Source organism: Blautia glucerasea, from assembly GCF_020537505.1.
GTDB lineage: Bacteria > Bacillota > Clostridia > Lachnospirales > Lachnospiraceae > Blautia_A.
This window is the reverse complement of sequence record NZ_JAJBMO010000008.1, coordinates 117,179-143,868: the sequence shown is the minus strand read 5'-3', so window position 1 is coordinate 143,868 and position 26,690 is coordinate 117,179. Positions and strand designations below refer to the sequence as shown.

Below are 26,690 nucleotides of genomic sequence, written 5' to 3'. Positions count from 1 at the left end.
GCCGGGATAACGGGCAACGGACCAAACCAGCAGAGTGTGTTTTGACAGATTATAAAAAATAAGCCATATAATAACCAAATCCTGTAATAGGGAGAGGGTATTATATGGCTTATTTATGCCGTATGGAAAATGTGTTATTATTGTTATAAAAAATAAAAGAAAAATAAGGGAGTATTATTTATTTACATCAATATAACTATAAAGCGTATATTTGGAAATTCCAAAGTAATTTGCGACTTTATCTCCGGATTTTGTAATAAGAAAAGCTCCGGAATCATTAAGGAACTGGATTGCAGTTACCTTATCTTCTTTATTCATAAGGGCTACCGGCTTGCCTACAAGATTCACAGATTCCTCGATCAGACGCTCCAGAAGGTCATTGACACTGTGGGTGATCTGCTTCGGTGTCTCCTCTTTGTTCTTCGGTGTGATCAGACTATCAAGGGCACTGTTGATCAAGGTCAGTTTGGTGATGTCATAGTTGATCCCAAATACATAGTGAAGGCTTCCGTCGTCATCCTTTATATATGAAGTGCTGCATTTCAGAATCTTACCGTCAGCTGTTTTCATCAGATAACCATTGTGGTCAGCTGGAGCATCGTCATTTCCCCGTCTCTTCTGACGGATTCCATCGAAAACTGCATCAGATGGACCATCCCCCACATTTCGTCCGGTTACATGGCCATTTATAATATAGATAATGGAATGCTCTGGTTCTTTTGTTTTCAGATCATGGATTACGACTTCGCAGTCTGTTCCAAATTCTGCTGCGATATCCTGTGCAATCTGCTCTAAGACAGTTAATCTTCCCATATATGTTCCCTCCTGTTTTGGATTTGTTTTTTTGATTTTATGAGCAGGAAAATCCTGCTATGGGTCGATGCCTGAAATCTCCGCAGGTATCTCGGGCATCCTGTCTGTGTTTGTCACCGTTCACTGGGAACGTTCCGCGAGGTGTCTTTGTGAAACGATTTCACAGAAAACCCGAGAATGTAGGCGCGAAATCATGCAAGGCAGGATTTCTGTGCATCGCGAAGCGGGTTGCTATGAACGTAATGAACAGTAACCTGAATTCGTATGTTGCAGATAGTAACGAATGACTTCATATATTTATAATAACATGTCCGAAAAAAAATAAAAAGACAAATTTACAAAAAAATTATTGAATGCTGAAAAAAATTCGTATTTCTTTTATTGAAGAAGGGAAATACATGTGTTATATTTACATTAAAATAAAGGTTGATGTGAACAAAATTAGTTATTTTGCACAGGCGATTCCAGAAAAAGCCATCAATGGCTGATGCAAAGAGAATTGCCACAGAAATGTGAAAGGGGGATACACATTATGAAATATCTTTTGAAAAATGGAACTGTTGTCTCCGGTACTGCTGCGAAGAAGCTGGACGTAATGATAGAGGGAGAGAAGATCGTGAAAGTGGGAGAGAACCTTTCCCAGCCAGATGCCCAGTTGCTGGATGTATCCGGCAAGCTTCTTTTCCCAGGATTTATTGACGGACACACCCACTTTGACCTGGAAGTTGCAGGTACTGTGACAGCAGACGATTTCGAGACAGGAACCAGAGCTGCGATTTTGGGAGGAACCACTTTGGTCATTGATTTTGCCTCACAGGACAAGGGCGGACATACCTTGAAAGAAGGTCTTCAGAAATGGCGTAAGAAAGCTGACGGAAAATGCTCCTGTGATTATTCCTTCCATATGTCCATTGTAGAGTGGAATGAAGAGACCCGGAAAGAAATCCAGGACATGATCGATGAGGGTATCACCAGCTTTAAGCTGTACATGACCTATCCGGCTATGATCGTGGACGACGGGGACCTTTACAAGATCATAAAGGCGCTGAATGAAAAAGGCTGTTTCGCAGGTGTCCATTGTGAAAATGCAGGTGTGATCGATGCATTGATCCAGGAGGCGAAATCCCAGGGCAGACTTGGCCCGGAGAATCACCCGCTTGTTCGTCCTGACACCATGGAAGCAGAAGCGGTACACCGTCTTCTGGTAATTGCGAAGGAAGCCGGGGCTCCGGTTATGGTAGTTCACCTTACCAACCGCAAGGCCTACGAAGAGATCATCCGCGCCCGTGAAAATGACCAGACGGTATTTGCAGAGACCTGCCCTCAGTATCTGCTTCTGGATGACAGTGTTTATTCCAAGCCGGATTTCGAAGGAGCCAAGTATGTGTGCGCTCCGCCAATCCGTAAGAAGGAGGATCAGGACTGCCTGTGGAAAGCCCTGGCAAATGGGGATATTCAGACAGTAGCTACAGACCAGTGCAGCTTTACCCTTGCCCAGAAAGCAATGGGAAAAAAAGATTTCACCAAAATCCCAGGCGGTCTGCCAGGAGTCCAGACAAGGGGAACTCTTCTCTATACCTACGGTGTACGCACTGGAAAAATTACAGTAGAGAAAATGTGTCAGCTTCTGTGTGAGAACCCAGCGAAGCTATATGGAGTATATCCAGACAAGGGATCCATATCCGAAGGCAGCGACGCCGATATTGTAGTGTTTGATCCCGGGAAAGAGAATGTTATCTCTGCAAAAACACATGCTTACAATACAGACAATAATCCCTATGAGGGTTTTAAGATCCATGGAGATATTGACAAGGTATTTCTTCGTGGAAATCTTGCTGTGGAAGATGGAAAACTGGTTCAGGACAAACTGGGAACTTATATTAAAAGAGGGCTCAGACAGCCGTTGGACTAGAGCGTGTCTGAAAAAGGCTTTCTGCAGGATGTGCGCCACAATTTGTGGGAGATACTTACAATGCGCATTGTGTCGTAGTGGGAAAATCAATTTGCAAGTTCAGGGGGGAAGTAATTTAAGACAAAAATGCCGTGATAAAAGGCGGAATGAAAAGTACATTTCGCTTTGTTATCACGGTATTTTGGGTTTGCAGCCAGCTGACCGGACTTCAGGAGTAGAGCATGTTTGAAAAAGCAACCGTTGTGGAGAATTCAGTCCTCTATTTCATATCATGTCTCTTCGCATACCCTGTGAGAAACAGAACGGCGGCTCCGTCACAGGTCATGTTGCAGGCTGCTGCAAAGGCATCATGGAGTGCAAAAACAGCGAACATCAGCGCCACGCCGGAATCTCCAAACTTCAGGATCCCGGTCAGGGTTCCCAGGGATACCATGACCGTTCCCCAGGAAAGCCCGGGTGTACCAATGGAACAGGTGGCAAGAAGAATGCAAAAGACCACCATGGTTCCAGGTGCAGGAACAGAACCGTAAAGAATCCGGGAAATCATCATGGCGAAAAATACTTCTGCAAGGACGGAACCACAGTGGTGGATCCGGGTAAACAGTGGGACCGTTTCTTTCGTAAGCCTTGGATCCAGCTGGCTGCATTTGTCCGCCGCTTCTCTGGAGTACTTTTCGGACGCAGTGGAAGAATGGGTTTTCAGAGCTATTTTACAGACTGGCATATAATTTTTCATAATTTCCCATGGTTTTTCCCCTGCATAGGAGCCTGCAATATGATACAGGGCAAGTACCCAGATCATGTAAGCCGGGATTACAATGATGAGAGCCAGAAGCAAAAGTGGCAGTTACTTAATAAAATATCCCTGATAAGCCAGCGTACAAAGGGAAAGCCCGATATAAGCCGGCAATACGGGGAGAAGGATTCTGGACATCAAGGAAAGGGTGATTCCCCGAAGCTCCTGTAAAAGCTCTTTTGTCCGTGTGGCATTGGTCCAGCAGGCACCAAAACCAAGTAAAATAGCAAGCACCAATGTACTTAAGGCAGAAACAGGTGCTGGAATAGGCAGCTCAAACAAGGTATCTGGAAGAAACCGGAAAGACAGGCTGTCTGTGGATACCGGAAGTCTTGGAATGATCAGGTAGCCAAGGACTGACGCGAAGGCGGCTGCTCCGAGCATGGAAAAATAGGTGATCCGAATGGCCGGTGCCGTGACCGGTGTGGGATCCTTTTTTACGGAAATAATCGAGGATGCCATAAGACCGAGGATGATCACAGGTGCCAGGAAAGTGATCAGCTGGCTTAGCACATAACGGGCTGTGACAACCAGATTCAAAGCTCCGGAGGTCAGTCCCATAGTTCTCGTGGCATTAAAAAACAGGCCTGCAAGGAGACCAAGTATACTGACTGCCAGAATCCGAATAGGAAAACTGGCCATAATTCTTTTTTTCTTCATTGTGAAAATTCCTCCGAATGTATTATAATATATAGGAATAAAAGGTGCAATGAAATAATGAAATCAATTATAAATGAGGTGAAGTACCATGTACAATAAAATTTACCAGATCCTGGACGAAAAAGGCAGAGTGAAAACCGGAATTTTTCTGGATGGTCCTTATATGGGGAAGAAGTGTATCCTGAAACCAGAGACCGTGATCCGGGAAGAAAACAGCAGTGAATCCGCTGATCAGGCATCAAATATGCAACTGATTCCCGGAAATCCGAAGGATCAGGCTGTCTGGGATAAGTATTTTAATATTTTGAAGAATACCAGAGAAACAAAGGTGGTCCAGGCGGACGGCCACCGCCTTTTTGTAGAAGATTACCGCAAGAATCCGCGGCTTGTGATTTTTGGCGGCGGTCACGTTTCACAGCCTACTGCCCATCTTGGGAAAATGCTTGGTTTTCATGTGACAATCATGGATGACAGAGAAGACTTTGTGACAAGAGAGCGTTTCCCAGAAGCAGACCAGCTGGTGTATGGTGATTTCAAAGATTTAGATCAATACATTGCTCCCTATGACAATGCCTATTATGTAATTCTCACCAGAGGACATCTTGGCGATGCAGACTGCCTTCGCCGGCTTCTTCACCGCCCATACGAATATCTGGGCATGATCGGCAGCAAAAACAAAGTGTGGGTTACCCGGGAAAACCTTCTGAAGGAAGGCTACACAGAGGCACAGCTGGATGAGGTCCATGCCCCCATTGGAATCCCTCTTGGCGGTCAGCTTCCAGAGGAGATTGCAGTGAGCATTATGGCAGAGATCGTTAAGGTGAAGAACCAGCATTATTCCGCATATTGTGATGAAAAAGTAGAGGCAGCAGTGCTGGAGGGCCGTCCTGGTGTGATGGTCACCATCGCTGAGAAATCCGGTTCCTCCCCAAGAGGTGTGGGAAGCAAAATGTTCGTAGAACCCTCCGGTCATATCACAGGCAGCATTGGAGGCGGAAAAGTAGAGTTTGAAGCCATCCATCACTGCAAAGAAGTAAAAGAAAAAGAAGTAAAGCACTATGCCTTAACTGCAGACGGAAAGGACAGCCTTGGCATGATCTGCGGCGGACAGGTGACGGTGGTGTTTGAGCAGGTGTAAGCTAAGGACTACAGTTTACTAGAGGTGTTTTTTGCTTCCTGTGCATTGCGAAGTGTGTTGCCGGTCAGGTTGTGGCCAGTAACGGATAAGAAAGGAATTCCATAGGCAAAGCTACACTTAGGGGTTGCATAATTTGTAATAATACTGTATATTAATTGTAACGATTCGCGAAATGAGTCTGTTTTTGTAATATTTATATTAAGAGAAGATGAATCAATTCAAAGCACCAGTGCTTTGTAAAGGAGGAATTATATTATGAAAAAAGCAGCATTAGCCGTTTTGCTTCTTGGCGCAGCATTTTCTATTCCAGGATGTGGATTTGAGGAAGGCGCCGGAGCAACCGTTACTGTTATACAGGCAACCCCTACACCAATTCCTACCCCTACACCGGAGGTAACCCCTACACCAGAGGCAACCCCTACACCGGAGCCTGTTATAGTGCAGACTGCAAGCGGCGTAAATGTTACCAAGCAGGATGGTACTTATGTTGCAAATGCAGATGTAAACCTTCGTGCAGATGCAAGTGCAGATGCCACATTAATCGCTGGCGTGGCAAATGGCACACAGCTTACCAGTACAGGTGTGTGTGACAATGGCTGGATCGAGGTTTCTTATGAGGGCCAGACCGCTTATGTATCTGGTGATTATGTAAGTGCAGTAGCTGCGGATACAGCAGCTGATGGTGCGGCAGCAGATACCGCCACAGATGGAACTGCTGACCAGTCCTTCACAGATGGCAGCGCAGATGCTGCAGCGGATGAGTCTGTTGCAGGCTGATACTTCAAAATCTGAGAAAACGAAATAAAAAACGGGTAAAACGCGTTTTGCGGGTTTTACCCGTTTCCGTGGCAGTCGCCAAGGTCTCATGCAAGCATGGACTTTGGCCCGTTGCTCGTGAAAATTAGAAAATGCTATGTAAATGAATGAGATTATCTGACATTTACATAGCGTTTTTTTGTATAAAAAACCCTCCTGCCGCATGGCAAGAGGGTGATTTTTAATTTCTTACTCCGGATAAACCAGTCTGTCAGGCTTAATATCGTACAGCACTTCATCCAGAAATTTCTTAGCCAGATATTTTGCCATTCCCAGATTCATGTCCAGATAATTTCCACAATCTTTAGGAGAAGCTCCGGGAACCTCCCCTTCAAAATCACGGATAAACTCAAAGGTTTCAATCATAAGCGGAACAATGTCCTTAGACTCATAATCTCCGTTCAGCAGCAGATAATTGCCGGTACGGCAGCCCATTGGTCCCCAGTAGATCATCTTCGGTCCGAATTCCCTGTGGTTGCGAAGAAAGGTAGCTGCAAGATGTTCGATAGTATGAAGCTCTGCGGTATTCATAACCGGCTCCTCGTTGGGGGAAGTCATACGGATATCAAAAGTGGTGATCACGCTGTCTCCAACCGGATCCTTGCGGGATACATAAACACCTGGCTGCAGCTTGATGTGATCTATTGTAAAACTGGTGATTTTTTCCATAAAAAGGCCTCGCTTTCTATATAATAATTTCTAACTTTCTTGATTTTAACAGACATTCCCCTATGTGGCAAGAGAAAGAAAGAGAAAAAGAAATTGAACAATTTGTGAAAACAATTGTTTTTTGTGTGAATTTCGTTATAATGGAAAAAGATGGCGTCAGGAATTGCCTGGCGCTATTCTGTTACTGGCCTGGACGTGAACAGTAACTCATTTTCATATCGGATGCGATATTGGAAACAGCTTTTTAAATTGGAGGCATGACATTATGAAGAAAAGAAAAATTCTGGCAATGCTGATGGTGGCAACCCTTTCTGTGGGAATGCTTGCAGGCTGTGGCTCAGATGATACGAAAGAAGAAAGTACCAGCACAGAAGCTGGAGATACCAAGACGGACACTAAAGAGAATACAGAGACAGAAGATACAAAAGATGAAAGTACAGATAAGACAGATGGAACAGACGAGGAGGTTTCCGGATTTACAGATGGCTCCGGAGACAGCGAAAGTGTATACGCAGATGCTGTTCTGGATACTTCACAGCCTCTTACCGGTCTTCACCATGCTGAGATCGAGGTACAGGATTACGGCACCATTAAGGTAGAGCTGGATGCAGATACTGCTCCTATCAGTGTGACCAATTTTGTAAAACTGGCACAGGAGCACTTCTATGATGGACTTACCTTCCATCGTATTATTGATGGCTTTATGATCCAGGGAGGAGATCCGGAAGGAACTGGGCGAGGCGGCTCTGATGAGACTATTAAGGGAGAGTTCTCTGAGAATGGTGTGGAGAATAACATTTCCCATGAAAGAGGCGTTATCTCCATGGCAAGATCCTCAGATCCGGACAGCGCAAGCTCCCAGTTCTTCATCGTACAGTCGGACAGCACCTATCTGGACGGACAGTACGCAGCTTTCGGACATGTGACCGAGGGTATGGATATTGTAGACCAGATCTGCAAGGATGCGAAGCCTACAGATAATAACGGAACCATTTCCGCAGGTGAGCAGCCGGTGATGACAAGTGTTACGATCATTGACTGATAAAGCATGGCTTAAGAATAACAAACGATAAAATACCCCTTAGGCAGAGAAAAATGTGTATCATCTGTCTGAGGGGTGTTTGCATATAAAAGCTAAGAAAATAGGCATGGACAGAGGCGGCTTAGAGTTTGACTACAAGCACAGGCATAGGCGGATTATTAGGACGATTATAATATTCGGTTTTGATAACCAGATATTTTTTAGGATCCAGTTCTTTCAGCCAGCCAAGCAGTGCATCCCGCTCCTGGAATCCGGAATCTCCGCCACTGTAAATGCATAGCATCAGGATCCCGCCTCTTTTCAAAAGGGAGAGGGAGGTGGTAAGGGCCAAAATGCTGGATTCAGGCCTGGTGGCAAGCTTGTGGTTCCCGCCAGGCAGATAACCAAAGTTAAATACAATGCAGCTTACACTCATGGGCTCTGCGTAATTTCCCATATTTACATGGGAATCCAGAAACAGCTCATAGTTGTGGGCTGCATGTTCTTTTTCCAGGCGTTCTTTCGTGTTGGAAAGTGCCATTTCCTGAATGTCAAAAGCAAGGACATGTCCTTTTTCCCCGCAAAGATGGGAGAGAAGCAGGGTATCATTTCCGTTTCCCATGGTAGCGTCAATGCAAAGATCCCCTTCTTTTACCTGTTCTGTGATAAAGTGGGCGCACCACTGTGTAATCTGGTAGTTCATTATAATTCCTTTCTTTTACAGTATTGTTATAGTCAAAGGCAGTGATAATCCAGTATTTACAAGAGAATTCATCAGAATAATAAAGTTATTATAACAGATATAAGAACAAAGGAAAGATATAGAAAGACATATATAGAGTTTATTTATGTATGAAAAGCTGAACATATAAAAAATACATTGCATTCATACGTCTTTTTGTTTTATAATAAGCGGTACGGATAAGAGATACAAAATGACAGGTATATTTTATCCGAAAGATTTCAAAGAGAGATGAGGGAAAATAATGTTAGATGGAAAAACCGTTCTTCTGGGAGTGACAGGAAGTATTGCTGCATATAAGATCGCCTATCTTGCAAGTGCGTTGAAGAAACAGCACGCAGATGTTCATGTGCTTATGACCAGAAACGCAACTAATTTTATTAATCCCATTACCTTTGAAACCCTGACCGGGAATAAATGCCTTGTGGATACCTTTGACAGGAATTTTCAGTTCCAGGTGGAGCATGTGTCCATTGCAAAGAAAGCAGATGTGGTGATGATCGCACCGGCCAGTGCCAATGTGATCGGCAAGCTGGCTCACGGAATTGCAGATGATATGCTTACCACTACCATTATGGCATGTAAATGCAAGAAGTTTATTTCTCCGGCTATGAATACCAATATGTTCGAGAATCCCATTGTCCAGGATAATCTGAAGACTCTGGAGCATTATGGGTATGAAGTGATCGATCCCGCTGTGGGTTACCTTGCATGCGGCGACACCGGAGCTGGCAAAATGCCGGAGCCGGAAACTCTTTTAAATTACATTTTAAGAGAGTGTGCCTGTGAGAAGGATATGGAAGGAATGAAGGTGCTGGTTACCGCCGGCCCTACCCAGGAAGCAATCGATCCTGTCCGTTATATTACAAACCACTCTTCAGGAAAAATGGGCTACGCCATTGCAAAAATGGCCATGCTCCGCGGAGCAGATGTCACACTGGTAAGTGGACGTACTGCGCTTACGCCTCCTCCCTTTGTGAAGGTGGTTCCTGTAGTGACTGCCAGGGATATGTATGAAGCTGTAACCTCTGCCAGCCAGGAACAGGATATTATTATCAAAGCAGCAGCAGTGGCAGATTATCGTCCTGCCAATGTGAGCGATGAGAAAATCAAAAAGAAAAACGATGACATGTCCATTGCCCTTGAGAGAACAGATGACATTCTGAAATATCTTGGGGAGCACAAACCAGATGGACAGTTTCTGTGTGGTTTTTCCATGGAAACACAGAATATGATCGGTAATTCCAGAGTCAAACTTACGAAGAAAAATCTGGACATGGTAGCGGCCAACAATGTCAAGATGGCAGGTGCCGGATTCCAGGGGGACACCAATGTTCTGACTCTGATTACACAGGATGAGGAAGTATCACTCCCGCTTATGAGTAAGGAGGATGCAGCCGGTAAAATCCTGGATAAAATATTATTTTTAAGAGTGGCGGGTAAATAAAAATGATCATGCCCGCTGTTCCATACCGTATTGTATCCCTGGGCATATAAAGGCTCTAATATAGGGAACGATAACAAGGAGGACAATATGAACAAAAAATTTACAACATCTCAAATCACGTTACTTGGCCTGATGATCGCAATTCTGCTTCTGATGGCTTACACACCTCTTGGCTACCTGAACATCGGGCCTCTTGCCATCACCTTTAATATTATTCCAGTTGCCATCAGTGCGATCACAATGGGACCTGTAGGCGGAGCCGTTGCAGGAGCTGTATTCGGACTTACCAGCTTCGGTCAGTGTATCGGTATTGGCGGTACCAGCATTATGGGTGCTACTTTATTCGGAATCAATCCACTTTTTGCATTTATTCAGAGATTTATCCCAAGACTGGTTGACGGACTTCTTCTTGGCTATATTTTCCAGGGAATCCGCAAGAAATCCAGAAATATTTATCTTTCCTGCGCTGTAACAGGCTTTTGCTCCGCATTTTTAAATACGCTGTTCTTCATGACCCTGTTAGTTGGTCTTTTTGGAAATACCGAGTATGTACAGGGACTGATGGGCGGAAAAAATGTGATCCTGTTTATCTGTACATTCGTAGGAGTCAACGCAGTGTGTGAAATGCTTTCCGCAACGGTTATTACAGGTGCGGTAGGCGCAGCCCTTTATAAGGCAAGACTTCTTCCGGGAGCAGAGAAGAACGCAGAGAAAGTGGTTAAGGCAGCAGAGGTTTAAGAGAACCTGAATATAAACCGGCTTTTGTAAGTATCTGTTTACAGATAACATTCTGGGGAGAGTGTTGCTGTGAACGGCAATGCTTACGGGGCTGGGGTGTTTGACAGATGATAGAAAGCTATGGAGGAAAAATATGATTTTAGCAATTGATATTGGAAATACTAACATTGTAGTGGGATGTATCGACCGGGAAAAAACGTATTTCATCGAGAGACTTTCCACTGTCCGTACCAAAACAGAACTGGAATATGCAGTTGACCTGAAAACAGTTGTGGACATTTACCATGTGAAGCGAACAGAAATCGATGGCTGTATCATTTCTTCCGTAGTACCCCAGATCACCAATGCAGTGAAGCTTGCAGCAGAGAAGGTCCTGAAAAAAGAGTCTATGGTTCTGGGACCTGGTGTAAAGACCGGACTGAACATTATGATGGACAATCCTGGACAGCTGGGTGCTGACCAGGTGGCAAATGCAGTGGCGGGAATCGCAGAGTATCCGGTGCCTTTGGCTCTGATTGACATGGGAACTGCAACTACTATAAGCGTTGTGGATGAGAAAAAGCATTATGTGGGAGGCATGATTTTTCCCGGAATGGGAGTGTCCCTGGATGCCCTCACAGCTCACGCATCCCAGCTTAGCGGTATCAGCATCGATGCACCAAAGCGTATCATTGGGAAAAATACCATCGAGTGTATGAAGAGTGGTGTGATCTACAGCAATGCAGCAGCTCTTGATGGCAGCATCGACCGGATTGAGGAGGAACTTGGCCAGAAGATCACGGTGGTCGCTACTGGCGGCCTGGCACGAAAAGTGGTTCCTCATTGTAAAAGAGAGATCATTCTGGATGAGGATCTTCTCTTAAAGGGACTGCTGGTTATTTATGAGAAGAACCGAAAGGATGCTTAAGTTTTATATAGGGGATAAAAAATGCAGGTCAGAACCTTGCGGGTGCAAGGTCCTGACCTGTTTTGAGTTTACCAAAGCTTGTTTCTTATATTAGAGATGATGAAATGCATTTGCAAAATCCCTGGGAACGGGGGCGGTAATACAAATATTTTCTCCTGTGACCGGGTGGGCAAATTCCAGCTGGAAAGAGTGCAAAGGCTGTCTATGGATGATCCGGTAATCCGGATTGTATAGAAAGTCTCCAGGCAGCGGATGCCCAATGTGTTTCATATGCACACGGATCTGATGGGTGCGTCCGGTTTCCAGATGAAGTTCCATGAGGGAGTAGGTGATGAACGTGACGGCGGAAGCTTTCTGGATGTCGTGTGCGGATAACCGGGAAAAGGTATGACCATCATAAGAACCATAGGCATCTAACCGCTCATAATGGGTGACTGCACGTTCCCCATTTGTGAAATCAACCTGCCGCTCAATGGTAGAATCCTCCGCCCGTCCAATAGGCGCATCAATGGTTCCAAACTCTGGCGTGATCCCCTGCACAATTGCCAGGTAAGTCCGCCGGATCTGGCGCTGCTTCATCTGGGCGGAGAGGACTGCCGCGCTGTAGGGATTTTTCGCCAAAATCAGTGCTCCTGTGGTATCACGGTCCAGGCGGTTGATGCAGCGGTAGACGAAAGCTTGTCCTTTTTCTTTAAAATACCAGGCAATTCCATTTGCCAGGGTATTATCATAATTTCCAATGGAAGGATGAACTGGCATGTCCGCCTCTTTATTGATCACCAGAATGTCTTCATCCTCATAAAGAATGGAAAGGTCCATTTTTACAGGAAGAATATTTTCGCTGCTGTCTGTCTCTGGGATATGAATGCGAAGGAAATCTCCGGTTCTAAGAACCGATTTTCCGAAGCCACGCTCCCCATTTAGCTGGATTGCACTTTTGTACGGCTTCATGGAAGACAGAATTCCCCTGGAAAAGCCCTTGCTTCGGAGAAAATCAAGAAGCTGCATCCCTTCCTGTTCTGGTTGTATAGTGTATGTAAGAATTCGGTCCAAAGTAATCCTCCTGAAAGTGATATGTATGCTGAAAAATAAGGATTGTGTGTAATTAAATACTGCAATTTTTTTACTCAAGGTGTATAATAGCACAGAAAATATCCCCATGGAAGTAGTTGCTCCGTTTTTATGAGGAATATGTATTTTATATTTAGGGAAAAAGAGGAAACATATGGAACAACAACATCTTTTTACAAACAAAATGCTCCGGGCGCTTCTTGTGCCCATCATTATGGAGCAGCTTTTAAACGCATTGATGGGTACGGTGGATACCATGATGGTCAGCAATGTAGGCTCTGCCGCCATTTCCGCAGTCTCCCTTGTGGACTCCATCAATGTGCTGATCATTCAGGCCTTTTCAGCATTGGCAGCAGGAGGCACTATTATCTGTACCCAGTATCTGGGGCAGAAGAATCACGAGATGGCAAACAAATCCGCCAGGCAAGCCCTTTTTATTATAACCGCCATTTCTGTTTTTATCGTTGTGGCCGGACTTGTATTTCGTGCACCGCTGCTTAGCTTTATTTTCGGAAACGTGGACGCAGATGTAATGGATAATTCCATGGTATATTTCTTTTATACTGTGCTGTCTTATCCGTTTATTGCGCTTTACGATGCCGGAGCCTCCATTTTCCGCGCCCAGGAGAATACCAGAGGACCAATGGTGATCTCTATTATTTCCAATGTGATGAACATTGTAGGAAATGGAATTCTGATCTGGGTATTTCATATGGGAGTTGCCGGAGCTGCAATTTCTACACTGGTCTCCAGAATTTTCTGTGCAGTAGTAGTGCTGTATCAGCTGCGAAAAGACAGACAGCCAATTGTAGTCCGCGATTATCTGAAAATACGCCCGGATGGAAAAATGATAAAGAGGATCCTGGCACTTGGTATTCCCTCAGGAGTAGAGAACAGCATGTTCCAGCTTGGCAAACTGGCAATCCAGTCTACCGTTTCTACACTTGGAACTACCGCAATTGCAGCCCAGGCTATGACTAATATGCTGGAAATGTTAAATGGAACAGCTGTCATCGGGGTAGGAATCGGACTTATGACGGTGGTTGGACAGAGCCTTGGAGCGGGAAGAAAAGACGAGGCCGTTTATTATATGAAGAAGCTTATGATCTTTTCTGAGGTTTTTCTGATTGCCTGCTGTGCAGTGGTGTATGTCCTTGCAAGACCGATCACCATGATCGGCGGGATGGAAGCTGAAAGTGCCAGCATGTGTCTGGATATGATGTTCTGGATTACCATTGTGAAGCCTGTCGTCTGGATGTTCGCCTTTATTCCAGCCTATGGCATGCGCGCTGCTGGGGATGTGAAATTCTCCATGATCACTTCCTGCACCACCATGTGGGTGTTTCGTTTCTGCCTGTGCGTTTATCTGATCCGTGTCTGTGGTATGGGACCAATGGCCGTCTGGATCGGAATGTTCACCGACTGGACTGTCCGCGCTATTATTTTCAGCCTGCGGCTTAAAAGTGGGAAATGGATGGAGCATAAAGTGGTATAAAAGTCAAGAAAGCCGTCCCCCTTTATTGACTTTTAAACGGCAAAATTATATAATGTAACGGATAAAAACAGGGGAAAGCATTATCAGGAAGTCAGGTGAAATTCCTGCACAAGTCCGTTACTGTACAGTCAGATACTGGATGCTTTTTCAGGACAGAATTTCCTGCGGCAACCGGGAGAAGACTGATAGGAAAGAAGCTTTGTTGTCATGACAGAGCTTCTTTTTATGTGGGAGGCGAAGCATATGGCACACAAGACTGGTTTGGAAGAGTATTATGTGATCCGTGGACAGAAGAAAATGCGTTTTGGCTATACCACAGGTTCCTGCGCAGCAGCTGCCTGTAAAGGTGCCTGCCTTATGCTCCTTGGCGGAGAAAAAATAACTTCAGTGCCTCTTATGACGCCGAAGGGAATCCTTCTTGATCTGGAACTGCATGATATCCAGATCAGTGAGGATCAGGTTACCTGTGCGGTAAAAAAAGATGCTGGAGACGATCCGGATACCACAAATGGCATTCTGGTGTATGCCACAGTGTCAAAGACGGAGACTGCCGGAATTGTGATAGATGGAGGAGTCGGCGTGGGCCGGGTTACAAGACCAGGGCTTTCCCAGAAGGTAGGGGAAGCTGCTATTAATCCGGTGCCTCGCGCAATGATCCTTCGGGAAGCAGAGGAAGCCGCCGTTTTCCATGATTATGAGGGGGGTCTGAAGGTTGTGATCTCCGTTCCACAAGGCGTAGAGATCGGGAAGAAGACCTTCAATCCCAGGCTGGGAATCACAGGAGGAATCTCCATCCTTGGAACTTCCGGAATCGTGGAGCCTATGAGTGAAAAAGCCCTTGTGGAGAGTATCCATGTGGAAATGAAACAGCATTTTACCCAAGGTGAGAAGTATCTTCTTGTGACACCTGGAAATTACGGGGCAGATTATCTGCGTGAGCACATGACCTTACCTTTTGAACGAAATATCAAGTGCAGCAATTATGTGGGAGAAACTATTGATATGGCTGTGGATATGGGCGTAAAAGGAATCCTGTTCGTAGCCCATATCGGCAAGTTTGTAAAGGTAGCAGCTGGAATTATGAACACCCATTCCCATAGTGCAGATGCCCGTATGGAGGTGCTTGCAGCCAATGCTCTTCGTGTGGGGGCAGATGGTGATGCGGCCAGGGATATCCTGAACTGCAATACCACAGACGAGGCTCTTGATATTATGCATGAAAAAGGTCTGTTGGAGCCTGCAATGGAAACGATTATGGAGAAGATCCAGTTTTATCTGGATCACCGCTCTTACGAACAGATTAAGCTTGGCGCGGTGGTTTTTAACAACGTGTATGGATATCTGGGAAAAACCAGGGATGCAGGGGAATTGATCCAGGAAATACAGAAACAGGATGAGATGCTTAAATCGCAAGAGTAAATGAATTAAAGGGAATATTCTGTAAAGACATTTAAAAAAAAAGTTATGTTTAGTTTATGCAGGCGGAATAAAATAAAGATAAAAGCGGAGTTCATATCCAGGTGTGAAAATAGGCTCCAGAAAGAGAGACATATGACAGGAAAGTTATACGGTGTAGGAGTTGGCCCGGGAGATCCGGAGCTGATTACTTTAAAAGCTTTAAGACTTACAAAGGAAGCAGATATACTGGCTTTTCCAGGAGAGAACCCAAAAGAATCTGTTGCTTACAAGATTATGAAAGGGGCTTATCCGGAAATTGACAGCAAGCAGATGATTTCCCTGCCAATGCCCATGATCAAAGAAAAAGAAGAGCTGAAGCGGGTTCATGACGAAGGGGCAAAAATAATTGCAGATTGGCTTGAAAAGGGGAAAAACGTAGTGTTCCTTACATTGGGAGATCCGACGGTATATTCCACCTATATTTATGTGCATAAACGGGTGGAACAGTTAGGATATGACACAGAAATTGTCAGCGGTATTACCTCTTTTTGCGCAGTCAGTGCCAGATTCAATGAGGGACTGGTAGAAAAATACCAGCAGCTTCATGTGATTCCGGCATCCTATCAGGTGGAAGAAGCGTTGAAGCTTCCGGGAACGAAGGTTCTGATGAAGGCGGGCAAAAAAATGCAGGAGGTAAAGGCACAGATCAAGGCGACTGGGAATAAGGCGGAGATGATTGAAAACTGCGGAATGCCCAATGAAAAAATTTACAGAAGTGTGGAAGAAATTCCAGATGATGCAGGATATTATTCATTGATTATTGTGAAAGAAAAATAAAGAGAAAAAGGAGAGAACACCATGATTCATTTTGTAGGAGCAGGCTCCGGAGCACCGGATCTGATCACAGTTAGAGGGAAAAAATATCTGGAAGAGGCAGACGTAGTTATCTATGCAGGATCTCTTGTAAACCCTAAACTTCTGGAGTACACCAAGGACATCTGCACCATCTATAACAGTGCGAAAATGACACTGGAAGAGGTACTTTCCGTTATGGAAAAAGCAGAGGCAACAGGCAAGACAACTGTCAGACTGCACACAGGTGATCCCTGTATTTACGGAGCTATCCGTGAGCAGATGGATGTGCTGGATCAGAAAGGCATTGCCTATGATTACTGTCCCGGTGTCAGTGCATTCTGTGGCGCAGCAAGTGCTTTAAATCTGGAATACACTTTGCCGGATATTTCCCAGAGTGTGATCATCACCCGTATGGAAGGCAGAACTCCGGTTCCGCCAAAGGAAAGCATTCAGTCCTTTGCTGCACATCAGGCAACTATGGTTGTGTTTCTCAGCACAGGAATGCTGGAAGAGCTGAGCAGAAGGCTGATCGAGGGCGGTTATACTGCAGATACTCCGGCCGCTATTGTGTACAAGGCTACCTGGGAGGATGAGAAAAAATTTGTGTGCACAGTGGGAACTCTGGCACAGACTGCGAAGGAGAACAATATTACAAAGACGGCACTTATGATCATTGGAGATTGTGTAAATGCCGCTCATTATGACCGTTCCAAATTGTACGATCCTGGATTTACCACAGAATTCCGCGAGGCAACGAAATAAGATTCATCTGGATGGAAGGGGAATTCAATGAAAATTTCCATGATATGCTACACCCTCACAGGGCAGCAGACTGGTGAAAAATTGAAAACGGGACTGGAAAAAGAAGGACATGCAGTTTCTCTTTCTACAAAGAGTAAATACATTCCAGGCTCCATAAAGGGAAGCTGTGTAGAATGGACTGGCAGTCAGTTTGAGACTGCAGACAGTATTATTTTTATTGGAGCTGCTGGAATTGCTGTGCGCAGCATTGCCCCCTATGTACAGAATAAAAAGAAAGATCCGGCTGTGCTGGTGGTGGATGAATGTGGAACGTTTGTGATTTCCCTGCTGTCAGGACATCTTGGCGGAGCCAATGAGCTTGCTCATAGGGCAGCAGATATTTTGCATGCGATCCCTGTAGTCACAACAGCCACAGATCTTGAGGGAAAATTTGCTGTGGATGTGTTTGCGAAGAAAAATAACTGCCAGATTTTCCGGATGAAAGAGGCAAAAGAGGTTTCTGCTGCGCTGCTGGCAGGAGAGAAGGTCGGTTTTTATAGTGAATTTCCCTGGGAGGGCGAATTGCCAAAGGGAATGATCTGGTGTAGAAAAAAACAGTACCCTGAATCAGATTATGTAAAAATGTCAGGCCAGAAGGCAAATGATGAAAGACATTTATTGTTTGAAGAAACAGATAAAACATCGTTCTCAGGAATGCGGTTTGAGACTGTGGATGGCGGACCGCTCCCGGCAGTAGGAATCGCAGTAACCATACATAAAAGTTGTCATCCATTTTCTTCAACTACCCATGTAGTTCCGCCATCCGTGGTACTTGGAATGGGCTGCCGGAAAAATAAAGAATTATCAGCCGTGGAAAAAGCAGCATTTGGCTGCCTGGAGGAAAATGACGTTTACAAAGAGGCCATTGCCGCACTTGCAAGCATTGATGTGAAAAAAGAAGAACCAGGGCTTCTGGCTCTGGCAGAAAAGCTGGGCGTTCCCTTTATTACTTTTTCCAGCAAAGAACTTTTGGCTGTGGAAGGAGACTTTACCCCGTCTTCCTTTGTGAGTAAGACTGTGGGGGTAGATAATGTGTGTGAGCGGAGCGCAGTGAAAGCCATAGAGAGTTTTTTGGCAAAAAAAGTGGGTTTTAAAACAGATATGCTGGCAGAAGTCAGACATGATGAAAGAGAAAGCCAAAAAGCAGATACCAGCCATAAAGATACTGGCACTTATTTTATACAGAGAAAACATGGTGCAGAGGGTGTGACAACAGCCCTTGCCCTTGGAGAATGGAGGATGCATTTTGAATAAAGAAAAGAAAATCTATGTGGTAGGAATCGGTCCTGGTTCCTACGAAGGAATGACAGGAGCTGCCGCTGCAGCGCTTGAAAAAAGCGAAGTAATTGTTGGATATACCGTTTATATCGATCTTGTAAAAGATCATTTTCCAGGGAAAGCTTTTCTCACAACCCCAATGAGAAAAGAAGTAGACCGTTGCGTCATGGCTTTTGACGAGGCTATGAAGGGACAGACTGTTTCCATGATCTGCAGTGGAGATGCAGGTGTCTATGGAATGGCTGGGCTTATGTATGAGATCGGTGCAAATTACCCGGATGTGGAGCTGGAAGTGGTTGCCGGTGTGACTGCAGCGACTGGAGGCGCCGCAGTTCTTGGAGCACCTCTTATCCATGATTTTTGTCTGATCAGCCTTAGCGATCTGCTTACCCCTTGGGAAAAAATTGAAAAACGGCTTTTTCTGGCCTCTGAAGCAGATTTTGTGATCGTTCTTTACAATCCTTCCAGCCATAAGAGACACGATTATCTGAAAAAAGCCTGCGAGCTTATGCTTCAGCATAAATCTCCGGAGACCGTGTGCGGTACGGTTCAGAACATTAACCGCGAAGGAGAGAAGGCTCAGGTTATGACCTTGGGAGAACTAAAGGATACCCAGGTGGATATGTTTACTACTGTATTTATTGGAAATTCCCAGACCCGAAATATAAACGGAAAAATGGTAACACCAAGAGGATATAAAAATGTCTGATGTTGTTGTATTTGCAGGCACCACAGAAGGCTGCCAGATATGTAACTTTCTGGCAAAGAATAAGGTCAGTGTGCTTGCATGCGTTGCCACGGATTATGGCAGCAAATCTTTAAAAGAGGACGAATATCTGAAAATCCATGCTGGCCGTCTGACTGGGGAAGAAATGGAAGTGCTGTTAAGGGAACGCAGTCCCAGGCTGGTGCTTGATGCCACTCATCCATATGCAGCAGAAGTAACGGCGAATATTCGGATTGCCTGCAAAAACACAGGATTTTCCTATGAGAGAGTTCTTCGTGAGAACGGTTCCCATCAGGATAAGGCTGTGTATGTGGAAGACACAGAGGCAGCAGTGAAATTTCTGGAAGGTACAAAGGGGAACATTCTGCTCACTACAGGCAGCAAGGAGCTTGGAAAATTTACAGCCTTATCTGATGCCGGAGAGCGTATTTATGCCCGTGTGCTGTCTCTGCCATCTGTAATGGAGACCTGCAAGGGCTATGGCTTTGAGGGAAAGCACCTGATCGGCATGCAGGGACCTTTTTCCATGGAGTTAAATGCTGCCATGCTCCGTCAGTATGACTGCAAGTATCTTGTGACTAAAGACACAGGAAAAGCAGGAGGTTTCCAGGAAAAGATTGACGCAGCACTTATGTGTGAGGTGATTCCTGTTATCATTGGAAGACCGTTGCAGGAAGAGGGGCTTTCGGTAGCAGAGTGCAAGCGAATGCTGACAGACCGTTTTGGACTTACCCAGAAGCCTCATGTGACTCTTCTGGGAATTGGAATGGGAAGTAAAGAAACCCTTACCATTCAGGGCAAAAAGGCTGTTCAGAAAGCAGATCTGATTATTGGTGCAAAGCGTATGGCAGATTCCATTCGGGAGTCGGGACAGCCGGTGGTGTATGAATACCGCAGTGATGTGATCGGAGAGTATATTAAAAACCATGCAGAATATGAGAATATTGTGATCGCTTTGTCTGGGGACGTAGGTTTTTACAGTGGGGCGAAGAAACTGCTGGATGTGCTGAAGAAAATTTCAGCTGATATTGAAATTATCTGCGGAATCTCCTCGGTGGTTTACTTCATGTCCAGAATCGGTCAGTCCTGGGATGATGCAAAGATCACCAGTGCCCACGGCAAAAACTGCAATCTGATTTCCATGGTGAAACATAATCAGAAAGTCTTTTCCATTCTGGGAACTGGAAGCGCAGTAGCAGAGCTGGCGCAGAAGCTGGTTGAATACCAGATGGGAGATGTGGTACTTTATGTGGGAGAAAACCTTTCCTATCCAGAGGAAAAGATTTTCTATGCAAAAGCTAGTGAACTGATCTCCTATGAAGGTCAGGCATTAAGTGTTGTATGTGCATACAATGAGAAAGCCAGACCGGCATTTTCCACGCATGGAATCCCGGACGAGGAATTTATCCGGGGAAAAGCACCTATGACAAAAGAAGAGGTGCGCTGTGTTTCCCTTTCCAAGCTACGTCTTCAGGAAGACTCCATCTGCTACGATGTAGGCGCAGGGACCGGTTCTGTTTCTGTGGAGATGGCACTTCGTGCTGATCAGGGACAGGTCTTTGCAGTGGAGAAAAAGGATGATGCGGTGGCGCTTCTTTATGAAAATAAACAGAAGTTTGCAGCCGATAATCTGGAAATCGTAAAGGGAGAGGCACCGGAGGCTCTTGCATCCCTGCCAGTTCCCACACATGCATTTATCGGTGGCTCGTCAGGAAACCTGAAAGAAATTGTTGCTTTGCTTCTGAAAAAGAACCAGGATGTGCGGATCGTGATCAACTGCATTACCCTGGAGACCATCAGTGAGGCACTGGATGTGCTGAAGGAATACGATTTTGCAGAGCGGGAAGTAGTGCAGCTTGCAGCTTCCAGATCCAGGGAAATCGGAAGATATCATCTGATGATGGGGGAGAACCCTATTTATATTATTACCTGCCAGAAGCCGCAGCGTATGGAATGAAGGCATTTGTGTGCATGCAAGGGAGAGTTACGGATTGGTATCAGACTATAGAGGATTTGTTTTTTGAAATGTTGTTTGCATAATTTTTAGAATGGTGAGGAGGGAGTAGCATGGAAAAAAGAATACCCAGGATTTTGCTTGCAGCAGGAGCCAGCGGAAGCGGAAAAACCCTTCTTACCTGCGGACTTTTACAAGTGCTGGTAAATAGAGGTTTGAAGACAGTTTCCTTTAAATGTGGACCGGATTATATTGATCCTATGTTTCATACCCAGGTTATTGGCACCAAATCCCGCAATCTGGACACCTTTTTTACAGGGGAAAAGATCACCAGATATCTCCTTGCAAAAAATAGCGCTGATTGCCAGATCGCTGTAATGGAAGGGGTTATGGGTTTCTATGACGGTGTGGCAGGAACCACTACCCAGGCAAGCGCCTATGACCTGGCAAGAGTTACGGATACGCCTGTGATCCTGATCGTGAACAGCAAGGGAATGAGTGTTTCTCTTGCCGCTTACATAAAAGGGTTCATGGAGTACAAAAAGGACAGCCATATAAAAGGGGTGATCTTTAACCAGATGTCCCCTATGCTGTATCCCAGAATGAAAAAGCTGGTAGAAAAAGGGCTTGGTATTAAAGTGCTGGGCTACGTGCCGAAGGTGGAGGACTGCGTGATCGAGAGCCGACACTTAGGGCTGGTTCTTCCAGAGGAAATCCCGGAACTGAAAGGACGGCTTTTAAAGCTGGCGGAGGTGCTGGAAACTAGTCTGGAAATTGAAGAAATTCTGAAGCTGGCAAATGAGGCACCAGAGCTTCAATATCCGTCGTTAGAAAAGACAAATGAGAGCTTGGAAAGTTTGGAAGAAGTAAGCGAAAATGCCAGAGAAGCAAAAGAAAATGAAGGACTGAAAGATCTGAGTCAGAGTTATAGTTGGAGCTGTAAAAAGAAACTTCAGATCGGTTTGGCGAAAGATGAGGCATTTTGTTTTTTCTATGAGGACAATCTGGATTTACTTCGTTCTATGGGCGCTGAGTTGGTTCCATTCTCACCTATACATGATAAGCATTTACCTGAAAAGCTGGATGGAATCCTGCTTTACGGTGGTTACCCGGAATTAAATGGAAAAGCATTGGAAGAAAATGCTTCCATGCGGCAGGAAATTGCCACAGCAATAAAAGGTGGAATGCCTTGTCTTGCAGAATGCGGCGGATTCATGTATCTCCATGAAGAAATGGAGGGAATGGACGGCAATTTCTACGAAATGGCAGGAGTGATTCCAGGCAAAGTATGGCGTACGCCAAGGCTAACCCGTTTTGGATATATTACTTTAGAACAGAATAATACGCAGATGACAGAAACTAAATTCCGCGTTCTAGGGGAGACAGATCTTGGTCATAGCCCTGCCCACGAATTTCACTATTTTGATTCGGAAAATTGCGGAACCACGTTTCATGCTTCAAAGCCAGGGAGCAGCCGCGGCTGGGATTGCATCCACGGAACTGACACTATGTTAGCTGGTTTTCCACATTTATATTATTATGCGAATCCGCGAATCCCCCAGGCATTTTTGGAAAAATGCCTGGAGTATCAGGAAAAAGCAAATAAATAAGAATTTATTTTGCAAAATAAAGCAAAGAAAACGTACTGCCTGAAAAACAGGTGAAATGAAGGAGCTACAAAAATGATACGATTACTAACTCTCCCCGCAGGCTTTATTCTTGACCTGCTTATGGGAGATCCAAGATGGTTATATCACCCGGTATGCCTCATCGGAAACCTGATCAGCATACTGGAAAAAGGAATCCGGAAAATGTTTCCGAAAACAGACAAAGGGGAGCTGGCAGGCGGCATTCTGGAAGTGATCCTTGTCTGCATAATTACTTTCTTCATTCCTTTTGGAGTGGTTCATCTGTTCTATAAATGGAATTTCTGGCTTGGCTTTGCACTGGAAACCTTCTGGTGCGGTCAGCTGCTTGCAACCAAATCCCTAAAGGATGAAAGCATGAAAGTATATGACCGCCTGAAAAATGGAACCATCGAGGAAGCACGTTATGCAGTTTCCATGATCGTTGGCCGTGATACCCAGGCGCTTTCCGAAGTGGGGGTAACTAAGGCGGCGGTAGAGACCGTTGCGGAAAATTCTTCTGATGGAATTATTGCACCTATGCTTTACATGGCAATTGGAGGAATCCCCCTGATGTTTTTGTACAAGGGAATCAACACTATGGATTCCATGCTTGGATATAAAAATGACAAATACCTGTATTTTGGAAGATGTGCTGCCAAGCTTGATGATGTGGCAAACTTTATCCCTGCAAGAATTTCCGGCTGGCTGATGGCTCTGTCCACCATTTTTGTGGGCATGGACACCAAAAATGCAGTGAAAATATACAGAAGAGACCGACGCAACCATGCCAGCCCTAATTCTGCCCAGACAGAGGCGGCAATGGCAGGAGCGCTGGATGTACAGCTGGCGGGAAACGCGTATTACTTTGGTAAATTATATGAAAAGCCAACCATAGGAGATCCGATCCGGCCAGTCACGGTTGAGGATATTCCAAGGGCGAATAAGCTGCTTTATGCTACCTGCATTGTGGGAGCAATATTGTTCTTTGGATTGAGTGTGCTTCTGAAAGTGATATTTTAGTCACAATTTATAAAACGCCAGCTACGTATTTTTAGGATTAGATTATTCGTTGGCATTTTGAATAAGATTGTTCATCGGAAGCGGTATATTTAAAGTGCTGATGTTCGATAAAATCGTGTAATTACTTGAATGGAGACAACAATGGAAAAACACATACACGGCGGTGATGTCTATCATCACCAGGGGTGCATTGACTTCTCTGCAAACTGCAATCCTCTTGGTACCCCGGAGGGGATCAAAAGAGCCATTATAGAAAGCCTGGATCACATCAACGATTATCCACAGGTTGGCTGTGCGCCCCTGAAAGAGGCCATTGCAGAATATGAGAATGTGAAAGCCGGACAGGTGATCTGCGGAAACGGTGCTGCAGAGGTGATCTTTTCCCTGTGCAGGGCGGTAAATCCGAAGAAAGCCCTGGTACCGGCACCTACCTTTGCAGAATATCAGCAGGCTTTGTACAGCATAGACTGCCAGGTGGAATTTTTTCCTCTGGATGAGAAAAAGCAGTTTGCCCTGGGAGAAGATTTCCTGGAGGCATTGACAGAAGAAATCGACATTATTTTCCTGTGCAACCCCAACAATCCCACAGGTCTTCTCATAGAGAAGCCTTTGCTGGAAAAAATTCTGAAGCGCTGCAGGGAACGAAATATCCTGATGGCAGTGGACGAATGTTTCCTGGATTTTGTGCAGGATCCGGAAACATATACCCTAAAGGAATATCTGGATACCTATGACAATCTTTTTCTTCTGAAAGCGTTTACAAAGCGGTATGCCATAGCAGGTGTGCGGCTGGGATACGGGCTTTGCGGGAACAGAAGCCTTCTGGAAAAAATGGAAAGCATGAGCCAGCCCTGGAATGTGTCTTCCATGGCCCAGGCTGCCGGTCTTGCCGCTTTAAAGGAAACGAAATACGTGGAGGCAGGGCGTCAGATGACGTTTGCCGAGCTTGCATATCTGAAAGAGGAACTGACCGGATTAGGCTATCTGGTTTATCCCTCCCAGGCAAATTACGTTTTCTTTACTGGTCCTGTGGATCTGTATGAGAAGCTGGAACAGAAGAAGATCCTGATCCGCGACTGCAGCAATTACACCGGGCTTTCCAAAGGGTATTACCGGGTGGCGGTGAAAAATCACGAGGAAAATCAACAGCTTGTTAAAGCATTAGAAGAAATAGATACGGGCAAGTAGAAAGCACGGCTTTCCTATTGGATGGTAGCAGTTTTTTTGAATGGATCAGGAAAGCTCGAACTGCTATGTAAGAGAGATACAAAAGGAGGAACACATTTTGGCAAAAGCAATCATGGTGCAGGGGACAATGTCCAATGCCGGAAAAAGCCTTCTGGCAGCAGGCCTTTGCAGGATTTTTAAACAGGACGGGTACCGGGTGGCGCCTTTTAAATCCCAGAATATGGCGCTGAATTCTTTTATCACAAAAGAAGGTCTGGAAATGGGCCGCGCCCAGGTGATGCAGGCGGAAGCAGCCGGAATTGCTCCTTCTGTTCTTATGAACCCTATTTTGTTAAAGCCTACCAATGATGTAGGTTCCCAGGTGATCGTAAACGGTGAGGTTCTGGGAAACATGAGCGCCAGGGATTATTTTAAATATAAGAAAAAACTGGTGCCGGATATTATGAAGGCTTACAATGCCCTTGCAGCCGAAAATGATATTATTGTTATAGAAGGAGCTGGAAGTCCGGCGGAAATTAACCTGAAAAGTGATGATATCGTAAATATGGGAATGGCAAAGATGGCGAAAGCGCCAGTGCTCCTGGTAGGGGATATTGACCGAGGCGGCGTTTTTGCCCAGCTGATCGGAACGGTGATGCTTCTGGAAGAGGATGAAAAAGAGATGGTAAAAGGTCTGATCATCAACAAATTCCGCGGTGATAAAACCATTCTGGATCCAGGTGTGGAAATGCTGGAGGAGAGAAGCGGGATTCCGGTAGTTGGAGTTGCCCCATATCTTCACATTCAGGTGGAGGATGAGGACAGTCTCACAGAGCGTTTTGAGATAAACCGCAAGGTGGATCTGATTGACATTGCGGTGATCCGGGTGCCCAGAATTTCTAATTTCACGGATTTTAATCCGTTGGAGAGCATCCAGGGAGTTTCTCTTCGCTATGTGAAAAATCCTTCTGAGCTTGGTAATCCGGATATGATCATTTTGCCGGGAACCAAAAATACTATGGAGGATCTTCTGTGGATGCGGGAAAATGGTCTGGAGGCACTGATCTTAAAAGAAGCAGCAAAAGGAAAGCTGATCTTTGGAATCTGCGGCGGTTATCAGATGCTGGGGAAAACCTTAAGCGATCCTCATGGAGTGGAAGCCGGGGGAACTATTAAGGGGATGGGACTTCTTCCTATGGATACTGTTTTTGCAGAGAAAAAGACCAGAACCAGAGTGGAAGGTTTCTTTGACCAGCTAACAGGAGCATTTGCGAAGCTGAGTGATACGGAGCTGGAGGGGTATGAGATCCATATGGGTGAGACAATCTTAAAGGGAGAAGCAAAGTCATCCACAAGGATCCAGGACAGCGTAACCGGAGAGCGCAAGACAGATGGTGCTTATCTTGACAATGTGTGCGGAACCTATGTTCACGGCGTTTTTGACAAGGAGGCTGTGGCTGGGGCAATCGTGCAGATCATTGGAGAAAAGAAGGGACTGGATGTATCTGGAATGACAGGCATGGATTTTGCTGCATTTAAGGAAACCCAGTATGATATTCTGGCAGCAGAGCTCCGGAAGCATCTGGATATGAAGAAAATATATGAGATCTTGGAAGCTGGAATCTGAAAAAGAGATT

The 26,690-nt window shown here is 45.3% G+C and carries 24 protein-coding genes and 1 pseudogene; 18 read left to right on the top strand and 7 right to left on the bottom strand.

Annotated elements, in window-relative coordinates:
* Nucleotides 1-174: 174 nt before the first annotated feature.
* A complete protein-coding gene (locus LIQ05_RS09300) occupies nt 175-813 on the bottom strand; it encodes a helix-turn-helix transcriptional regulator (RefSeq protein ID WP_226820161.1) in 639 nt (212 codons plus the stop codon).
* A 532-nt stretch (nt 814-1,345) separates the two neighbouring features.
* Here LIQ05_RS09300 and hydA point away from each other — a divergent pair.
* A complete protein-coding gene (gene hydA / locus LIQ05_RS09295) occupies nt 1,346-2,725 on the top strand; it encodes a dihydropyrimidinase (RefSeq protein ID WP_226820159.1) in 1,380 nt (459 codons plus the stop codon).
* On the opposite strand, the pseudogene LIQ05_RS20620 reads toward hydA, so the two are convergent.
* From LIQ05_RS20620 to LIQ05_RS09285, 3 genes and pseudogenes are all read right to left on the bottom strand, one after another.
* Nucleotides 2,706-2,750, bottom strand: a pseudogene (locus LIQ05_RS20620) (hypothetical protein); the annotation flags it as partial. The gene hydA and the pseudogene LIQ05_RS20620 sit on opposite strands and share 20 nt — an antisense overlap.
* 234 nt (nt 2,751-2,984) lie before the next feature.
* A complete protein-coding gene (locus LIQ05_RS09290) occupies nt 2,985-3,563 on the bottom strand; it encodes a cation:dicarboxylate symporter family transporter (protein ID WP_226820157.1) in 579 nt (192 codons plus the stop codon).
* Between the two features lie 9 nt (nt 3,564-3,572).
* Nucleotides 3,573-4,181, bottom strand: coding sequence for a hypothetical protein (locus tag LIQ05_RS09285; RefSeq protein ID WP_226820155.1), 609 nt, complete (start codon nt 4,179-4,181; stop codon nt 3,573-3,575).
* Nucleotides 4,182-4,269: 88 nt separating this feature from the next.
* Between LIQ05_RS09285 and LIQ05_RS09280 the strand changes: the two genes are divergently transcribed.
* On the top strand, nt 4,270-5,319 hold the full coding sequence (locus LIQ05_RS09280; RefSeq protein WP_226820153.1) for an XdhC family protein: 1,050 nt from the start codon (nt 4,270-4,272) through the stop codon (nt 5,317-5,319).
* A 255-nt stretch (nt 5,320-5,574) separates the two neighbouring features.
* Nucleotides 5,575-6,096, top strand: a complete 522-nt coding sequence (locus LIQ05_RS09275) for an SH3 domain-containing protein (protein WP_226820151.1) — start codon at nt 5,575-5,577, stop codon at nt 6,094-6,096.
* A 228-nt stretch (nt 6,097-6,324) separates the two neighbouring features.
* Here LIQ05_RS09275 and LIQ05_RS09270 read toward each other — a convergent pair whose 3' ends face one another.
* A complete protein-coding gene (locus LIQ05_RS09270; RefSeq protein ID WP_226820149.1) occupies nt 6,325-6,804 on the bottom strand; it encodes an S-ribosylhomocysteine lyase in 480 nt (159 codons plus the stop codon).
* Nucleotides 6,805-7,069: 265 nt separating this feature from the next.
* Here LIQ05_RS09270 and LIQ05_RS09265 point away from each other — a divergent pair, with 265 nt between their 5' ends.
* Nucleotides 7,070-7,846, top strand: coding sequence for a peptidylprolyl isomerase (locus tag LIQ05_RS09265; RefSeq protein WP_226820147.1), 777 nt, complete (start codon nt 7,070-7,072; stop codon nt 7,844-7,846).
* 121 nt (nt 7,847-7,967) lie between these two features.
* On the opposite strand, the gene LIQ05_RS09260 is transcribed toward LIQ05_RS09265, so the two are convergent.
* A complete protein-coding gene (locus tag LIQ05_RS09260; RefSeq protein WP_226820215.1) occupies nt 7,968-8,531 on the bottom strand; it encodes a class I SAM-dependent methyltransferase in 564 nt (187 codons plus the stop codon).
* A 280-nt stretch (nt 8,532-8,811) separates the two neighbouring features.
* Between LIQ05_RS09260 and coaBC the strand changes: the two genes are divergently transcribed.
* From coaBC to LIQ05_RS09245, 3 genes are all read left to right on the top strand, one after another.
* Entirely contained in the window at nt 8,812-10,014 is a 1,203-nt protein-coding gene (gene coaBC, locus LIQ05_RS09255) for a bifunctional phosphopantothenoylcysteine decarboxylase/phosphopantothenate--cysteine ligase CoaBC (RefSeq protein WP_226820145.1), read from the top strand.
* Between the two features lie 87 nt (nt 10,015-10,101).
* Nucleotides 10,102-10,752, top strand: coding sequence for an ECF transporter S component (locus tag LIQ05_RS09250; protein WP_226820143.1), 651 nt, complete (start codon nt 10,102-10,104; stop codon nt 10,750-10,752).
* A gap of 133 nt (nt 10,753-10,885) precedes the next feature.
* On the top strand, nt 10,886-11,659 hold the full coding sequence (locus LIQ05_RS09245; RefSeq protein WP_226820141.1) for a type III pantothenate kinase: 774 nt from the start codon (nt 10,886-10,888) through the stop codon (nt 11,657-11,659).
* A gap of 90 nt (nt 11,660-11,749) precedes the next feature.
* On the opposite strand, the gene LIQ05_RS09240 is transcribed toward LIQ05_RS09245, so the two are convergent.
* Nucleotides 11,750-12,712, bottom strand: a complete 963-nt coding sequence (locus tag LIQ05_RS09240) for an RluA family pseudouridine synthase (protein WP_226820139.1) — start codon at nt 12,710-12,712, stop codon at nt 11,750-11,752.
* Nucleotides 12,713-12,884: 172 nt separating this feature from the next.
* Here LIQ05_RS09240 and LIQ05_RS09235 point away from each other — a divergent pair, with 172 nt between their 5' ends.
* The 11 genes from LIQ05_RS09235 (at nt 12,885) to LIQ05_RS09185 (ending at nt 26,680) form a co-directional block, all read left to right on the top strand.
* The gene (locus LIQ05_RS09235; protein WP_226820137.1) at nt 12,885-14,225 is read left to right on the top strand and encodes an MATE family efflux transporter; all 1,341 of its coding nucleotides are present in this window, start codon (nt 12,885-12,887) and stop codon (nt 14,223-14,225) included.
* 243 nt (nt 14,226-14,468) lie between these two features.
* Nucleotides 14,469-15,644 (top strand): cobalt-precorrin-5B (C(1))-methyltransferase CbiD, encoded by a 1,176-nt coding sequence (gene cbiD / locus LIQ05_RS09230; RefSeq protein ID WP_226820135.1) that lies wholly within the window; start codon nt 14,469-14,471, stop codon nt 15,642-15,644.
* A gap of 132 nt (nt 15,645-15,776) precedes the next feature.
* On the top strand, nt 15,777-16,460 hold the full coding sequence (gene cobI, locus LIQ05_RS09225) for a precorrin-2 C(20)-methyltransferase (protein ID WP_226820133.1): 684 nt from the start codon (nt 15,777-15,779) through the stop codon (nt 16,458-16,460).
* Nucleotides 16,461-16,481: 21 nt separating this feature from the next.
* Nucleotides 16,482-17,240: a precorrin-4 C(11)-methyltransferase gene (gene cobM / locus LIQ05_RS09220; protein WP_226820131.1), complete on the top strand. Its 759-nt coding sequence runs from the start codon at nt 16,482-16,484 to the stop codon at nt 17,238-17,240.
* Nucleotides 17,241-17,267: 27 nt separating this feature from the next.
* Complete coding sequence (locus LIQ05_RS09215; RefSeq protein WP_226820129.1) at nt 17,268-18,533, top strand: cobalt-precorrin 5A hydrolase; 1,266 nt, start codon at nt 17,268-17,270, stop codon at nt 18,531-18,533.
* Nucleotides 18,526-19,266, top strand: coding sequence for a precorrin-3B C(17)-methyltransferase (cobJ, locus tag LIQ05_RS09210; RefSeq protein ID WP_226820127.1), 741 nt, complete (start codon nt 18,526-18,528; stop codon nt 19,264-19,266). The genes LIQ05_RS09215 and cobJ overlap by 8 nt, the downstream gene beginning before the upstream one ends.
* Nucleotides 19,259-21,241 (top strand): precorrin-6A reductase, encoded by a 1,983-nt coding sequence (cobK, locus tag LIQ05_RS09205; protein ID WP_226820125.1) that lies wholly within the window; start codon nt 19,259-19,261, stop codon nt 21,239-21,241. The genes cobJ and cobK overlap by 8 nt, the downstream gene beginning before the upstream one ends.
* A 110-nt stretch (nt 21,242-21,351) precedes the next feature.
* Entirely contained in the window at nt 21,352-22,848 is a 1,497-nt protein-coding gene (locus tag LIQ05_RS09200; protein WP_226820123.1) for a cobyrinate a,c-diamide synthase, read from the top strand.
* A 72-nt stretch (nt 22,849-22,920) separates the two neighbouring features.
* Entirely contained in the window at nt 22,921-23,886 is a 966-nt protein-coding gene (gene cbiB / locus LIQ05_RS09195) for an adenosylcobinamide-phosphate synthase CbiB (protein WP_226820122.1), read from the top strand.
* 141 nt (nt 23,887-24,027) lie between these two features.
* Nucleotides 24,028-25,074, top strand: a complete 1,047-nt coding sequence (locus LIQ05_RS09190; protein ID WP_226820120.1) for a pyridoxal phosphate-dependent aminotransferase — start codon at nt 24,028-24,030, stop codon at nt 25,072-25,074.
* Nucleotides 25,075-25,171: 97 nt separating this feature from the next.
* Nucleotides 25,172-26,680, top strand: a complete 1,509-nt coding sequence (locus tag LIQ05_RS09185; RefSeq protein WP_226820118.1) for a cobyric acid synthase — start codon at nt 25,172-25,174, stop codon at nt 26,678-26,680.
* Nucleotides 26,681-26,690: the final 10 nt, after the last annotated feature.

Bases quoted from the DNA above. Each gene is read 5' to 3' on its own strand.
- LIQ05_RS09300 (WP_226820161.1), bottom strand. From the start codon at position 813: ATGGGAAGATTAACTGTCTTAGAGCAGATTGCACAGGATATCGCAGCA.
- hydA (WP_226820159.1), top strand. From the start codon at position 1,346: ATGAAATATCTTTTGAAAAATGGAACTGTTGTCTCCGGTACTGCTGCG.
- LIQ05_RS09285 (WP_226820155.1), bottom strand. From the start codon at position 4,181: ATGAAGAAAAAAAGAATTATGGCCAGTTTTCCTATTCGGATTCTGGCA.
- LIQ05_RS09280 (WP_226820153.1), top strand. From the start codon at position 4,270: ATGTACAATAAAATTTACCAGATCCTGGACGAAAAAGGCAGAGTGAAA.
- LIQ05_RS09275 (WP_226820151.1), top strand. From the start codon at position 5,575: ATGAAAAAAGCAGCATTAGCCGTTTTGCTTCTTGGCGCAGCATTTTCT.
- LIQ05_RS09270 (WP_226820149.1), bottom strand. From the start codon at position 6,804: ATGGAAAAAATCACCAGTTTTACAATAGATCACATCAAGCTGCAGCCA.
- LIQ05_RS09265 (WP_226820147.1), top strand. From the start codon at position 7,070: ATGAAGAAAAGAAAAATTCTGGCAATGCTGATGGTGGCAACCCTTTCT.
- coaBC (WP_226820145.1), top strand. From the start codon at position 8,812: ATGTTAGATGGAAAAACCGTTCTTCTGGGAGTGACAGGAAGTATTGCT.
- LIQ05_RS09250 (WP_226820143.1), top strand. From the start codon at position 10,102: ATGAACAAAAAATTTACAACATCTCAAATCACGTTACTTGGCCTGATG.
- LIQ05_RS09245 (WP_226820141.1), top strand. From the start codon at position 10,886: ATGATTTTAGCAATTGATATTGGAAATACTAACATTGTAGTGGGATGT.
- LIQ05_RS09235 (WP_226820137.1), top strand. From the start codon at position 12,885: ATGGAACAACAACATCTTTTTACAAACAAAATGCTCCGGGCGCTTCTT.
- cbiD (WP_226820135.1), top strand. From the start codon at position 14,469: ATGGCACACAAGACTGGTTTGGAAGAGTATTATGTGATCCGTGGACAG.
- cobI (WP_226820133.1), top strand. From the start codon at position 15,777: ATGACAGGAAAGTTATACGGTGTAGGAGTTGGCCCGGGAGATCCGGAG.
- cobM (WP_226820131.1), top strand. From the start codon at position 16,482: ATGATTCATTTTGTAGGAGCAGGCTCCGGAGCACCGGATCTGATCACA.
- LIQ05_RS09215 (WP_226820129.1), top strand. From the start codon at position 17,268: ATGAAAATTTCCATGATATGCTACACCCTCACAGGGCAGCAGACTGGT.
- cobK (WP_226820125.1), top strand. From the start codon at position 19,259: ATGTCTGATGTTGTTGTATTTGCAGGCACCACAGAAGGCTGCCAGATA.
- LIQ05_RS09200 (WP_226820123.1), top strand. From the start codon at position 21,352: ATGGAAAAAAGAATACCCAGGATTTTGCTTGCAGCAGGAGCCAGCGGA.
- cbiB (WP_226820122.1), top strand. From the start codon at position 22,921: ATGATACGATTACTAACTCTCCCCGCAGGCTTTATTCTTGACCTGCTT.
- LIQ05_RS09190 (WP_226820120.1), top strand. From the start codon at position 24,028: ATGGAAAAACACATACACGGCGGTGATGTCTATCATCACCAGGGGTGC.